This window comes from Anaerohalosphaeraceae bacterium (genome assembly GCA_035378985.1).
GTDB lineage: Bacteria > Planctomycetota > Phycisphaerae > Sedimentisphaerales > Anaerohalosphaeraceae > JAHDQI01.
The window spans coordinates 88,893-101,088 of the sequence record DAOSUR010000009.1 but is presented as its reverse complement, the minus strand read 5'-3'; the positions used below and the strand labels follow the sequence as shown (position 1 = coordinate 101,088).

Here is a 12,196-nt window from a genome sequence, read left to right as displayed (position 1 = left end):
CGGCAAGGATTTATTTCTCTTCATTCGTCGCGCTTAGGTCGATGAGAAATAAGGAAGAGGAGGGGAAATAGTTCAGTACTTCCCGAGTCAGGTTGAACCAGCCGGGGCATTCGTCCAGAACGGCACTGTCGCTTGTGGCGACCGGTGCAGGGGTTTGTCGGAGGAGCTGGTCCGGATTTTGATGAATTTCGACCTGCCAGGGGAGGTTTTGGGTTTTGAAGAAGTCTTCCAGGAGGGCTTTCAGACGCCCGGAGTTGGACACGGGACGGTCCAGGAGCCAGAGGACTTCTTTTGGGTTCAGCTTTTTGAGAGTCTCGGCAGCCAGTTCGACCGCCGGAAGGGTTTCGGAAACTTTTCTCCAGGTTCCGTGAAGACCGGAGAGGTCTCGGATGCATCCATCCTGTCCGATTAAGAGCACAGCGCCGCCCAGGGCGGCCTCGAGGGTGATGAGGATGTTGTATCCGTCCAGCAGAAGTGTGCGGTCGGCGAGGTTTGAAGGGGGGATTTCTTTCTGCTTTCGCAGGATTCGCTGGGTATCGGTGCAGGCGGAACGCATGACGGCCAGCCGCTGCCGGCTGTCGAGGGAAAAGTGGTCCCCCACCAGTTTTAAGGCGCTTGTCGGGGCATAACCGCGAGACAAGAGCCAGGAATAATGGCTGACGGCCTTTTGGAGGAGGGGGATTTGGTCAGGGGCAAACAGCCGCCTGTCTTCCGGATGAGGACCGCGATGGGTGCGTTTGTCAGGCATTCTTTCAGGATACCGGAAGCGGAAAGGCAGTTCAAGGGAGGAAAAAGTTGACAGAGAAGGTTGTTTTTTCTACGATTCGCTTTTTTAGGAACAGGATATGCCCAGTCACAATCTGGCCCACATACAAATAGGCAATCTGGATGTTTTGGGGTATTCGGTTGCCGGCGAGGAAACGATCGTTGCGATGCCGCAACTGGATGTCTGTTTTGACATCGGCAAGGCCCCTGACCAGGTGATTCCCATCAATCATGTGCTCCTGACGCACGGTCATATGGACCATGCGGTGGGTATTGCCTATTATCTTTCGCATCGTCAGTTTTGCGGTCTTTCGCCGGGGACAGTTTTGGCTCCGCCGAATACGCTCGGTCCGATTCGACAGATATTGAATGCCTGGAGCAAGCTCGACGGAAGCCGGATTAAAAGCAATCTTGTTCCAGTTGGTCCGGGGGAGGAATATCCGGTCAAACCGAATCTATTTGTGAGGGTTTTCCCCACAAAGCATACGGTTGGGGCGGTTGGGTTTTCTGTTCTTGAACGCCGCAAAAAACTCCGAGAGGAATATCAGGGGTTAACGGGTCCGCAATTAGTAGAATTAAAACGGCAGGGAATCGAGATTGACCGGCCGCTGGAGATTCCGTTGGTCAGTTATCTGGGGGATACACAGTATGTGGACTTTTCGCAGCTGGATTATATTTCCAACAGTCGGCTGTTAATTGCCGAGTGCACCTTTTATGAAGAGGAGCACGCCGGCCGGGCGGAGGCGGGTCGGCACATGCATATTGAGGAATTAGGACCGCTGCTGGAAAAGATGAACAATGAGTTTGTGCTGCTGACGCATCTGACGCAGCGGACGAGCTTATCAGAAGCCCGGCAAATGCTGAAGCAGAAGCTGCCGTCTTCGGTATTCCGCAAAGTGTTTTTGCTGATGGATTATCTGCCGACCAGACGAGCTGGAAAGAAGACGAAGAAGTCCGGTTCGCCGGAGGGCACTCAGGAGGAAACGGCCTGCTGAAGGAGCAGCCAGACGCGCAGGACTTCCGCCACACTCCAGGCCTGGGCGGGACATCCGCGGGGATAGTGCGGTGCGTCCCCATCGAAGATTTCCGAAATGCTGCCCAGACAGGCGTGGTTGGCAAAATGATGAATCAACGGAGAAAGCATGGCAGCGGTTTGCTTGCGGGCCTGCGGACTGCGGTTGTGGACTTTCAGAAAGGCCTCCAGAAAGGCCCCCATCAGCCACGGCCAGACGGTTCCCTGATGATAGGCGGCATCGCGGCGGAACATATCTCCTTCGTATCGTCCGATGTAGCGGGGGTCGCGCGGGCTGAGGGTCCGAAGGCCGTAGGGGGTCAGCAATTCCTGCTGGACGATTTGGACCACGCGTTTCTGGCGGTTAGCCGACAGGGGGCTGTGAAGAAGGGAGACGGCGAAAATCTGGTTGGGGCGGATGGACGGGTCGGGTGTGCCGTCGGGCAGGATGCAGTCATTCAGGCAGCCGGTGTGTTCATTCCAGAAAAGCCGACTGAAATTCTGTTTGACCAGTTCAGCACGAGCCGTGAAAAATTCGGATTTGGAGCGGTTTCGGTCTTTGAAGTACTCGGCCGTGCGGCACAGGATGTCGTACCAGAGGGCGTTGATTTCCACGGCCTTGCCGTATCGAGGGGTAAAGACCACATCGCCGCATTTGGCATCCATCCAGGTTAATTGAGTCTGCGGGTCGCCGCCCGTAATGAGGCCGTCCACATCGGCGTGGATGCCGAAACGCGTCCCTGCCTGGTATCCGTTGAGGATTTGCAGAACGGCGGGCAGAAGATTTTTTTCGAAAAAGGAATCGTTCTGTGTTTGTTGGAGCCATTGGTAGGCGGCTTCGACAAACCAAAGCGAGGCGTCGATGCTGTTGTAATGGGCCGGTCCGCCGTAGTCATCAAACCGGTTGGGAATCATCCCTTCACTGACGGCCTCAGCGAAGGTCTGCAGGACGCCGGCGGCTGTGTCGGCCCGGCCGGTGCTCAGACAAAGGCCCGGCAGGGCAATAAAGGCATCGCGTCCCCAGTCGAGAAACCAGGGGTAGCCGGCCAGGATGGTCGGACTTGTGCGTCCCTGAATGGTTCGTTCGACCATGAATTGCCCCGCAGAGATAAACAGGGCTTTTTGGATGGGGTCTCGCGAGAAAGCGTTGCGGCAGAGATCTTTTTGGCGATTGGAAAGGTCTTCGAGCATTTGCTGAAAATCCGGCGGTTCGAAGGCGGCACCGGAGGGCTTCAGGGCCGCCCAAAGGATGACCGAACCGGGCTGTTCAATGCGGCAGGAGTACCAGCCGGGCGTCCAGAGGTCTTCGAAACAGTCCTGTCCCCGCTGCGCCTCGATGCGATAGTAAAAGCGGTACCACCAATGGGGTTCCGGCCGGAAGGCCATCGATGAGGCGACGATATGCAGCTGAAGGTCGTCTTCGGAGGGGCCGGCGATTCGGACGGCATGCGGCCCTTTAGTTTCAGCGGTTATGGGGCGGACGGCGTTCTGGAGGCCGTGAAAATCCCGCATGGCCGCCAGCGGCAGCAGAGAAAACGTAAATGGGCGGACCAGATGGCTGAAAGCATACTCGACGGCGACGATGTCTTCGGTGGGGTGCAGATAGACGGATTTGGTGCATCGGGCCAGACCGAGTTCATATTCGAAATGAACGCCGATGTCGCGGGAAAAGGCGGTCAGGTGTTCGTATCCTTTCGGGTGGAAGGTTCGGTCGAATTCGAAACAGCTGAATTCCAGCGAATCTTCTTCGAGGGAGATTTTTTCCAGGCAGGCAGCCAGGCCGAGAAACCGGGCGGCCGGAGGATGCGGGGTTCCGATAAGCAGGCCGTGATAGCGTCGGGTATTGCAGCCGGCCAGCGTGGAAAAGGCGAATCCGCCGCGGCTGTTGGTCAGGAGCCATTCCCGGCTGAGCATCTCCTCCAGCGGCAGGTCGCTGAGGTTGACGGCCAGGATGGCTTCTTTTTGCAGTTCCATTGCATTGTTTCAGGCCGAACAGTCGTTTCAGGAGGCCTGTTCGGTGACGGTTTGCTGGGTCAGGACCTGTTTGCAGCGTTCCCGCAGATGATTGAGCACGTTCATATAATTGATATAGGAATCGTACGGCGACTCATAGGGGTTGAAGTATTTGTGGACATCGCCGTCGGAGAAATATTTGGTGCACATATAATAGAAGTGGTCAGAGGTCAGCAGTTTTCTCCAATCCTCAATAATCTGAGGATCCTGGGTCTGCTTGACGAGTTTCTCCATTTTATACACTTCGTGGAGAGCGTTGGACTGCATGGCATTGCCCAGCCAGGCGGACAAGTCCCGCTCCATATCGGCCCAGCTGATCACGTGAGGGACATCCACAACGTCCATGACCGGATAAGAGCGAACCACCTCGCTGGGTGTCATAAAATTGTTGTCGGGGTGACGAAGGATGTATTCGGGCAGATGATACATAAAGTCGAAGATGCCTGTGTCCTCCCACTGATGTTCACCGAAGGTTTCGTAGTCCATAAAGAGATTGACGGTGTGACCGCAGCCGTTAATCTGGTCAATCCAGCGGGCGAATTTGGGGGCATCCAGCGGCCATTCCTCCCAGCCGCGGTTGCTGAAGCGGAACGCGATATCATCGGACAGGGAGTAGTTTTTCAAAAGCAGCTTCAGGTGCTTGCAGTTGGGAGGCCGATAGACAAAGTTGGCGTTGCGATGGCCGAGGATTCGGTCAGCTCCCTCCGTGATGACGGCATCGAACTGATTCATGGCTTCGATGGTTTCCGCCAGCTGGTTGTTGTAAATCAATTCCGTATTGCGGAAGATGCGGGGGGGTTGACCCCAGAGCTTCTGCATCAGTTCAATGTGCTTTTGAATCTGTTCGAAAAATTCATTTCGGGAATAAAGGAAGCTGAGACTGTGGTAGTAGGTTTCGGCGATAAACTCGACGCATCCGGTTTCGGCCAGAGCATCGAAAGTGCTGATGACCTCGGGACAGTATTTCTGGAATTGTTCAATGACGACGCCGGTGATGCTGAAAGAAACCTTGAAGCGGCCTTCATAGCGTCGAATCATTTTTAAAAGAAGCCGATTGGAAGGCAGATAGCACTTGTTGGCGACCTTGCGGCAAATGGAGGCGTTTTTGAATTCGTCGAAATAGTTTCCGGACTTGTCAAATACGGTGTAGTGCCGAAGCCGAAACGGCTGATGCACCTGGAAATAAAAGCAAACCGACGGCATACGAAACCCTCACCTTCCATGAAGTTTCAGACAGCGACCTGGGTGACTTCCTGATAGACCTTCAAACATTTCTTGGCCGCTCCGGACCATTTGAGTTTGCGCACTTCGAAGTTTCCATGTTCCCGCAGGGTCATCTGGAGCGGCGGATACTTCAGGACGGCGATAATTTTGTTGGCCATTTCCTGAATGTCCCAGAAGTCCACCTTGAGAACGTGGGTAAGGACCTCGGCAACGCCGCTTTGCTTGCTGATGATGACGGGCACGTCATGGTTGAGGGCTTCCAGGGGAGCGATTCCGAAAGGTTCGGAGACGGACGGCATGACATAGAGGTCCGCCATCTGATAGACACGGTTGACGTCTTCGCCCCGCAGAAAGCCGGTAAAGAGAACTTTGTGTCCGATTCCCATCTGGGCCGCCATTTCGATGATGCGATGCATCATATCACCGCTTCCGGCCATGACGAACTTGACGTTTTCCATCTCTTCGAGGACCTTGCGGGCGGCCATAAGAAAGTATTCAGGGCCTTTCTGCATGGTGATTCGTCCGAGGAACAGGACGATTTTTTCGTCACTGCGGATACCAACCTGCTGTGCAGAAATCCGGTTGCTGTCTTCCGCCTCGACACCGTTGTAGATGACCTCGATTTTCTCCCCGAGTGCTCCGTACCGGGTCATCAGGATATTCCGGGTCAGATAACTGACGGCGATGACCTTGGCGGCGGCGTGAATTCCGCGGCGTTCGATGTCGTAAATCATCTGGTTGACATGTTCGCCGCTTCGGTCGAATTCCGTGGAATGGACGTGTACTACCAGCGGTTTTCCGGTGACGGCGGCGACGGCAATGCCGGCCGGATAGGTCATCCAGTCGTGTGCGTGAATCACATCGAATTCCTGCTGGAGGGCCAGGCGGACAGCGGCGGCGGCGTAACGGTGCACTTCGGTGTACATATCCCCGCTGTACTGGCCGGGGCCGACGGAAAGGCCTTCAATTTCCTGCTCGAGCCACTGATCGAGCATCTGCTGCGACTGGGATGACAGGAGCTGCTTTTGGCGGATGATTTCCTCCAGCCGTTTTTGGTACTGCTGCGGGGTTGTATAGGGCTGAAGGGGAGAACTGACGGTATGAAACTGGACGTTCTTGAGTTCCTGACTTGTTTCGGTGGTTTGGGTGACCGTCTTGGAAGCGCGGCAATGCTGAGGCGTCAGCATCTGGACATGGGTAGGGGTTTGCGTTTCAATAGGCTTGGGAAGAACAAACGTAATTTTCACTCCCAAATCGCTTAACGCTTTGGTCAGTCCATGGCACGCGGTACCTAAGCCCCCGCTGATGTAAGGCGGAAACTCCCAACCAAGCATGAACACTTTCATATCAGACCCCGTTTACTCACACAATTTTTCAAAAAGATTCAAGATGCTCTTTCATCCTACCACCTTCTGACAATAAATCAATTATAAAATAAATCTGCAAAAGACCTAATGAAATTTACTGAAAATCGAGGAAAAAAGTTCAGGACTGCATCGGAACAGACAGCGGGACGAAATTTATCTATCTTGACAGATTTTAGACAAAAAAAAGCCACTTCTTTTGAAGGAAGCGGCTTTTGATTCTTTGGGCACCGGGCAAAGCCGGTGTGAAGAACCTAAGCAGGCAGGTCTTACAGGTCCTGCGGCTTAACGGTGCTTCGACGATTGGCCTGGGTTCTGCAAACGGCAGCGTCCAGGATCTGATAAATCTTCTCGTTCAAGGCCCCAATAGAATCACTGGCAGTCATCATGCCCTTGGACTTGATGTAGGCCTTGACCTTGCTGGCGACGACCAGCATTTCCGACTTGCCGCCTTTCGGGGCAGCTTTCTTTGCAGCGGCTTTCTTCTTTGCCATACGGCACCTCCGTGTAAAAGGTTATTAAGTTCCCATAAAAGCGGCACGCATGTGCCGCCGGACGACTTTTTGGCGTATTGTGGCTGTGTTTGGGCGACTTTGCAATAAAAAATTTTCGAAAAAATGCAAAATTTTGCATCCGGAGGGCCTATAAACGCAAAAAACCCTATGACCGATTTATGCCGTTCAGGCCTTCCGCCTGAATTCTGAGGGGAGGTGTTTTTTCCTGAAATCACTTAATCCGCCGCCGGTCTTTGTCGATGAGAAAGGCGAAGAAACCGAAAAAGACGCAAGAACCTTCCGTCTTTGGAGCAGATTATGTCGGAGCCCAAAAAGCCGAACAAACCAATCCATAAAGCATCGATTGGGGAGTTTGTAACGGTGGCCTTTGCCGAGGATATGGATTTGGCTCGTCAGTACAAAAAAATGCTGGAGGAGAACGGCATTCCTGCTGTAGTCAGGCAGCCGGAAACGGAGGGGGCATCGTCCCCTGGGATTGCCGTGCTGGTGCCGGAAGAAGTGCTGGACGAAGCCCATTCTTTGATCGCATCTCAGGCACCGTTTGAAGACTTTTTTGATGTCTTTTTCCATGGAAGCGACCGCTGGCTTGAAGAAGACAAATCCAATGATGAGTAAGGCCCCAACGGATCGAAATCGATTAGAATCTATGCATAGGTGTGATGAAATGACAGAGAAGCTCAACGAGAACAAACCGCAGGAAGAACCTGTTCAGGAACGTCGGACTTTTGTGGAGCGCCGCAAGAATGTTGTGGACCGCCGCAGCGGATGGGACCGGCGGCGAGGTCCGGGACATCGTCGGCCGGAAGAGCGCCGGCTGGCCGAAGAAGGCCAGATGACGGAGGAGCAGTTCGAGTTTCTGATGGCCATAGACCAGTATAAGCGGGCCAACCGGCGTCCGTTTCCGACCTGGACGGAGGTGCTGGAGGTGATTAAGGCCCTCGGCTATCGGAAGGTGGCTGAGCCGCAGCCGCTGGAGTCCTTCCGAAAGGCCGATAAGGCTGCTCCCACCGGTGTTTAAGAATTCGCTGTTCCTTTCGGGCTTTTGGAGGGCAGGGCGGCTCGAACGTCCGAGAGAAACCGAGTAATATTCTCCCGCATTTTGGCAGGGTTATCGGGGGTTTCCTCGATAAACTTTACAATTCGGCTTCCAATGATTACCCCGTCTGCGCCGGCCCGTGCAACCTCGCAGGCGTGCTGAGGGGTGCTGATGCCAAACCCGACACAGACGGGCTTGTCCGTCAGCCGTTTCAGCCGGGCTACCAGCGGGCGGACGGCATTGGAAAGTGCCTCCCGTTCCCCGGTTGTACCCAGCAGAGAGACGGTGTAGATGAATCCTGTGGTTTTTTCCGCGATTCGCCGCAGCCGTTCGTCGGGGGTGTTAGGGGTGGCCATAAAGACGGTTTCCAGCCCTGCATTTTTTGCCGGAATGGCGATTTCATCGGCATCATCGATAGACAAGTCCGCCACCAGGACGCTGGTGCCGCCGGCTTTTTTGAAATCCTGCAGGAAGCGTTCGGTTCCGTACTGGACGAGGAGGTTGTAATAGACCAGCAGGCCGATGGGGATGGGTTTAAAGGCCGTAATTTCCCGGATAAACTGAAGGGCTTTGGCGGGTGTGATACCCGCCTTCAGGGCCCGCAGGTCGGCTTTTTGGATAGTAGGGCCGTCGGCTACGGGGTCAGAAAAGGGGATGCCCAGTTCGAGAATGTCGGCACCGGCGTCCACAGCGGCCTTGACCAGCTGCAGAGAAATGTCGTACGAGGGGTCGCCGATGACGAAGAAGGAAATCAGGGCCGCTCGATTCAGTCTGGAAAAGCAATTCTGGTAGGGATTCATAGGGACCTCGCAGTCAGGGGTCTGTGGTGTTCGACGATATCGATGTCTTTGTCGCCCCGTCCGGACAGGTTGGCGACGGCAATAGTTTCCGGCGGCAGAAGTCCTTTTTGCTGCCGGAGCCAGGCGAGGGCGTGGGTGCTTTCGAGGGCCGGCAGGATGCCTTCCATTCGGGAGAACAGGAAAAAGGTATCCAAAACCTCTTCATCGCAGACGCTCACGTATCGGGCTCGGCCTGTTTCTTTCAGATAGGCATGTTCGGGACCGACGCCCGGGTAGTCCAGACCGGCGGAGATGCATTCGGTGTCACGAATCTGTCCGTTTTCATCCTGCAGCAGGTAGGTGCGGGCGCCGTGCAAAACGCCGACCGTGCCGGTGCAGAGGGTTGCGCAGTGCTGGGTGGTGTGAAGGCCTTTTCCGCCGCCTTCGACCCCGACCAGCTGGACCTGCGGGTCATTGAGGAAGCCCGAAAAAATGCCGATGGCGTTGGAGCCGCCGCCGACACAGGCCGTGACAATGTCGGGGAGACGGCCGGCTTTTTCGAGGCATTGCTGCCGGGCCTCCCGTCCGATGGGTTCCTGGAAATGGCGGACAATGGTCGGATAGGGATGAGGCCCGCCGGCTGTACCAAACAGGTAGAAAGTATCTTCGATATGAGCCGTCCAGTATCGAAGAGCTTCGTTGATGGCGTCTTTGAGGGTTCCGGTGCCGCCTTCAACAGGGATGACTTCAGCGCCGAGGAGTTTCATTTTGTGGACGTTGACATTCTGGCGGGCGACGTCGGTTGCGCCCATAAAGATTTTGGTTTCCATCCCGAAGAGGGCTCCGACGATGGCGGTGGCCAGACCGTGCTGACCGGCGCCGGTTTCGGCGATGAGTTTGGTTTTGCCCATATAGCGGGCCAGGAGCCCCTGCCCCAAAGTATTGTTGATTTTATGGGCGCCGCCGTGCAGGAGGTCTTCCCGTTTCAAATAGACTGTAAAACCGACGGCCTCACTAAATCGGCGGGCGTGATAAAGGGGAGTAGGCCGGCCTGCATAGTCGGTGTAGAGGGTGTTTAAGTCTTTCAGGAAGTTCGGGTCTTCCCGGAATTCTTCAAAGGCGGCCTCGATTTCTTCGAGGGCCGGAATGAGAACCTCCGGTACGTAATATCCTCCGAAGGGGCCGAATCGTCCTTTGGATTTCATATATGAACCTTTCCGCCGTGAATACGGCTGATGGAGTCAAAAAGCTGTTTGAGTTTTGCAGGGTCTTTTTTGCCGGGGGCGCTTTCGACACCGCTGTTGATGTCGATGCCGTAGGTTCCGACTTCGAGGGCCTGACGGATATTGTGGGGGCCGATTCCGCCGGACAGGAAGATGCGCCGAGGCGGATAGCCGATGAGAGACCAGTCGAAGGTCTGTCCGGTTCCGCCGTACAGTCCGTCCGTGTAGGTGTCCAGGAGCACCGCATCGGTCGGATACGTCAGGGCCTTGTCGATATCGGAGCGGTCTTTGACCCGGACGGCCTTTATCAGCTTGATGTTGAGCCAGTGGAGAGACCGGCAGAAATCGGGAGTTTCGTCTCCGTGCAGCTGAATCCAGTTAAACCAGCCCTGCTGGGCGGTTTCCTGGACCTGCTGGAGGGTCGGATTGACGAAAACGGCCACGGTATCGACAAAGGTTGGGATTTTGGCGATGATGTCCCTGGCCTTTTGGGGGTCAATGTATCGGGGACTTTTGGGGTAGAAAATGAACCCGAGCAGGTCCGCCCCGAGTTCGGCGGCGGTTACGGCATCGTCCAGGTTTGTGATTCCGCAGATTTTGATTTTTGTAAAGATCATTTTCGTCAGCGATTGCTCAGTTCAATGAGTTTTTCGAGGCATTCGGCGGCCTTTCCGCTGTGGACGGCCTGGTCGGCGCGTTCAATGCCTTCGACGAAATCTTTGGCCAGGCCGGCTACCATTATAGCGGCGGCGGCGTTCAAGACCACAATATCTTTTCGGGGACCGGGGGCTTTTTCGTAAAGGATTTCGCGGATGATATGGGCGTTGGTGTCGGCATCTCCGCCGGCCAGGGCGTCGAATTCGGCTTTGGGAATGCCGAACTGTTCGGCGTCGAGGATTTCCTCGGTGATGGACCCGTCGGGCATCAGGTGAAGAATTCGTGTGGGGCTCATCGTGCTGATTTCGTCGAGGCCGTTGCTGTGGACCACCATCGCCCGCTTCAGACCGAGGACTTTCAGGGTCTCGGCAATGCGGGGCATCAGAGACACATCGGCCACGCCCATGACTTGGGCTTGGGCGCGGGCGGGGTTGGCCAGGGGGCCGAGGATGTTAAAGGCAGTGCGGAAATCCAGCGACTTTCGGACGGGCTGGACGTGCTTCATAGCCGGGTAGTATTTGGGAGCAAACATAAAACCGATGTGGGCCTGACGAATGCACTCGGCGACTGTATCGGGCCCCGCTTCGATATTGACTCCCAGCGCACTTAATACGTCGGCGGAGCCGCAGATGCTGGTGATGCCGCGGTTGCCGTGCTTGGCGACATAGACCCCGGCGCCGGCAGCCACAAAGGCGGCGGCGGTGGAGATGTTGAAGGTTTTCAGGGCGGCCCCGCCGGTTCCGCAGGTGTCCACGAGATTGTCGATGCCGACCCGGACGGGTACGGCGTGTTCCCGGAGGGAGGAGGCCAGTCCCGCCAGTTCGCTGACAGAGGCCTTTTTGACCCGCATGGCCGCCAAGAAGGCGGCGATTTGGACCTCGGCCACATCGCCCTTGAAGATGGTGTCCAGCAGCTGCTTGGCCTGTTCAAAGGTCAGGTCGTGCCCTTCGAGGATGATTTCCAGATACTCGGTAATTTTGGTCATAGTGTCTCTCCTTTTTATTTGTGTTTCTGTTTGTGATGGAGGGCGATTTTGAGAATGTTTTCGATGACTTTTCCGCCGGCGGGGGTCAGGATGCTTTCCGGGTGAAACTGGACCCCGTAAATCGGCAGGGTTTTGTGCTGGATTCCCATGACGACCCCTTCAAAGGAGGCGGTTTCTTCCAGACAGTCCGGCAGGGTGACGGCGCACAGGCTGTGGTAGCGGCCGGCGTGAAGCGGGTTTTCGAGGTTTTCGAAGGCGCCTTTGCCGTTGTGAGTGATTCGGGATGCCTTGCCGTGCATAACGCAGGGGGCATGGCTGACGGTGCCGCCGAAGTACTGCACGATGGCCTGATGGCCCAGACAGACCCCGAAGATGGGCAGTTTGTTGTGGAAATAGTCGATGGCTTCGAGGGTGACGCCTGCGGTGGACGGATTCCCCGGTCCGGGCGAAATAACCAGCAGGTCCGGCTGGAACTGTTCAGCGGCCCGGACGAGCTGAGACAGGGGGGTATCGGCCCGATAGACCAGCGTGGGGCATTTGCGTTTGGCGAATTCATCGACGAGGTTGTAGGTGAACGAGTCGAAGTTATCGATAAAGAGAACACGTACAGGTTCCATTGCATC

Annotated in this window: 13 protein-coding genes; 3 read left to right on the top strand and 10 right to left on the bottom strand. The window is 55.6% G+C overall.

Annotation, left to right across the window (positions count from 1 at the left end; all coding sequences use genetic code 11):
- Positions 1–10: 10 nt before the first annotated feature.
- A complete protein-coding gene (locus tag PKY88_08180; protein ID HOQ05174.1) occupies positions 11–748 on the bottom strand; it encodes a DUF434 domain-containing protein in 738 nt (245 codons plus the stop codon).
- A 97-nt stretch (positions 749–845) separates the two neighbouring features.
- Here PKY88_08180 and PKY88_08175 point away from each other — a divergent pair, with 97 nt between their 5' ends.
- The gene (locus PKY88_08175) at positions 846–1,760 is read left to right on the top strand and encodes an MBL fold metallo-hydrolase (protein ID HOQ05173.1); all 915 of its coding nucleotides are present in this window, start codon (positions 846–848) and stop codon (positions 1,758–1,760) included.
- Here the strand turns inward: PKY88_08175 and PKY88_08170 are convergent.
- The 4 genes from PKY88_08170 to PKY88_08155 all read right to left on the bottom strand — a co-directional run bounded on the left by PKY88_08170 (position 1,739) and on the right by PKY88_08155 (position 6,872).
- Positions 1,739–3,751 (bottom strand): amylo-alpha-1,6-glucosidase, encoded by a 2,013-nt coding sequence (locus PKY88_08170; GenBank protein ID HOQ05172.1) that lies wholly within the window; start codon positions 3,749–3,751, stop codon positions 1,739–1,741. The genes PKY88_08175 and PKY88_08170 overlap by 22 nt on opposite strands.
- 27 nt (positions 3,752–3,778) lie before the next feature.
- Positions 3,779–4,993 (bottom strand): glycoside hydrolase family 57 protein, encoded by a 1,215-nt coding sequence (locus PKY88_08165; GenBank protein HOQ05171.1) that lies wholly within the window; start codon positions 4,991–4,993, stop codon positions 3,779–3,781.
- A gap of 26 nt (positions 4,994–5,019) precedes the next feature.
- On the bottom strand, positions 5,020–6,360 hold the full coding sequence (locus tag PKY88_08160; protein HOQ05170.1) for a glycosyltransferase family 4 protein: 1,341 nt from the start codon (positions 6,358–6,360) through the stop codon (positions 5,020–5,022).
- Between the two features lie 287 nt (positions 6,361–6,647).
- Positions 6,648–6,872 carry a hypothetical protein gene (locus PKY88_08155; GenBank protein HOQ05169.1) on the bottom strand — a complete coding sequence of 75 codons (225 nt, stop codon included), beginning with the start codon at positions 6,870–6,872 and terminating at the stop codon, positions 6,648–6,650.
- 318 nt (positions 6,873–7,190) lie between these two features.
- Here PKY88_08155 and PKY88_08150 point away from each other — a divergent pair, with 318 nt between their 5' ends.
- Entirely contained in the window at positions 7,191–7,508 is a 318-nt protein-coding gene (locus tag PKY88_08150; GenBank protein HOQ05168.1) for a DUF2007 domain-containing protein, read from the top strand.
- 49 nt (positions 7,509–7,557) lie between these two features.
- On the top strand, positions 7,558–7,911 hold the full coding sequence (locus PKY88_08145; protein ID HOQ05167.1) for a hypothetical protein: 354 nt from the start codon (positions 7,558–7,560) through the stop codon (positions 7,909–7,911).
- On the opposite strand, the gene trpA is transcribed toward PKY88_08145, so the two are convergent.
- The 5 genes from trpA to PKY88_08120 are packed head-to-tail and all read right to left on the bottom strand — an operon-like array spanning position 7,908 to position 12,190.
- Positions 7,908–8,729, bottom strand: coding sequence for a tryptophan synthase subunit alpha (gene trpA / locus PKY88_08140; GenBank protein ID HOQ05166.1), 822 nt, complete (start codon positions 8,727–8,729; stop codon positions 7,908–7,910). The two genes, PKY88_08145 and trpA, sit on opposite strands and share 4 nt — an antisense overlap.
- Complete coding sequence (gene trpB, locus PKY88_08135) at positions 8,726–9,913, bottom strand: tryptophan synthase subunit beta (protein HOQ05165.1); 1,188 nt, start codon at positions 9,911–9,913, stop codon at positions 8,726–8,728. Before trpB ends, trpA begins: the two co-directional genes overlap by 4 nt.
- Positions 9,910–10,548, bottom strand: coding sequence for a phosphoribosylanthranilate isomerase (locus PKY88_08130; protein HOQ05164.1), 639 nt, complete (start codon positions 10,546–10,548; stop codon positions 9,910–9,912). The genes trpB and PKY88_08130 overlap by 4 nt, the downstream gene beginning before the upstream one ends.
- Positions 10,549–10,553: 5 nt before the next feature.
- Positions 10,554–11,573, bottom strand: coding sequence for an anthranilate phosphoribosyltransferase (gene trpD, locus PKY88_08125; GenBank protein ID HOQ05163.1), 1,020 nt, complete (start codon positions 11,571–11,573; stop codon positions 10,554–10,556).
- Between the two features lie 14 nt (positions 11,574–11,587).
- Positions 11,588–12,190, bottom strand: a complete 603-nt coding sequence (locus tag PKY88_08120; protein HOQ05162.1) for an aminodeoxychorismate/anthranilate synthase component II — start codon at positions 12,188–12,190, stop codon at positions 11,588–11,590.
- Positions 12,191–12,196: the final 6 nt, after the last annotated feature.

Coding starts and splice junctions, on each gene's coding strand:
- PKY88_08155 (HOQ05169.1), bottom strand. CDS start 6,872: ATGGCAAAGAAGAAAGCCGCTGCAAAGAAAGCTGCCCCGAAAGGCGGC.
- PKY88_08165 (HOQ05171.1), bottom strand. CDS start 4,993: ATGCCGTCGGTTTGCTTTTATTTCCAGGTGCATCAGCCGTTTCGGCTT.
- trpB (HOQ05165.1), bottom strand. CDS start 9,913: ATGAAATCCAAAGGACGATTCGGCCCCTTCGGAGGATATTACGTACCG.
- PKY88_08170 (HOQ05172.1), bottom strand. CDS start 3,751: ATGGAACTGCAAAAAGAAGCCATCCTGGCCGTCAACCTCAGCGACCTG.
- PKY88_08120 (HOQ05162.1), bottom strand. CDS start 12,190: ATGGAACCTGTACGTGTTCTCTTTATCGATAACTTCGACTCGTTCACC.
- PKY88_08180 (HOQ05174.1), bottom strand. CDS start 748: ATGCCTGACAAACGCACCCATCGCGGTCCTCATCCGGAAGACAGGCGG.
- PKY88_08145 (HOQ05167.1), top strand. CDS start 7,558: ATGACAGAGAAGCTCAACGAGAACAAACCGCAGGAAGAACCTGTTCAG.
- PKY88_08160 (HOQ05170.1), bottom strand. CDS start 6,360: ATGAAAGTGTTCATGCTTGGTTGGGAGTTTCCGCCTTACATCAGCGGG.
- PKY88_08150 (HOQ05168.1), top strand. CDS start 7,191: ATGTCGGAGCCCAAAAAGCCGAACAAACCAATCCATAAAGCATCGATT.
- PKY88_08130 (HOQ05164.1), bottom strand. CDS start 10,548: ATGATCTTTACAAAAATCAAAATCTGCGGAATCACAAACCTGGACGAT.
- trpA (HOQ05166.1), bottom strand. CDS start 8,729: ATGAATCCCTACCAGAATTGCTTTTCCAGACTGAATCGAGCGGCCCTG.
- PKY88_08175 (HOQ05173.1), top strand. CDS start 846: ATGCCCAGTCACAATCTGGCCCACATACAAATAGGCAATCTGGATGTT.
- trpD (HOQ05163.1), bottom strand. CDS start 11,573: ATGACCAAAATTACCGAGTATCTGGAAATCATCCTCGAAGGGCACGAC.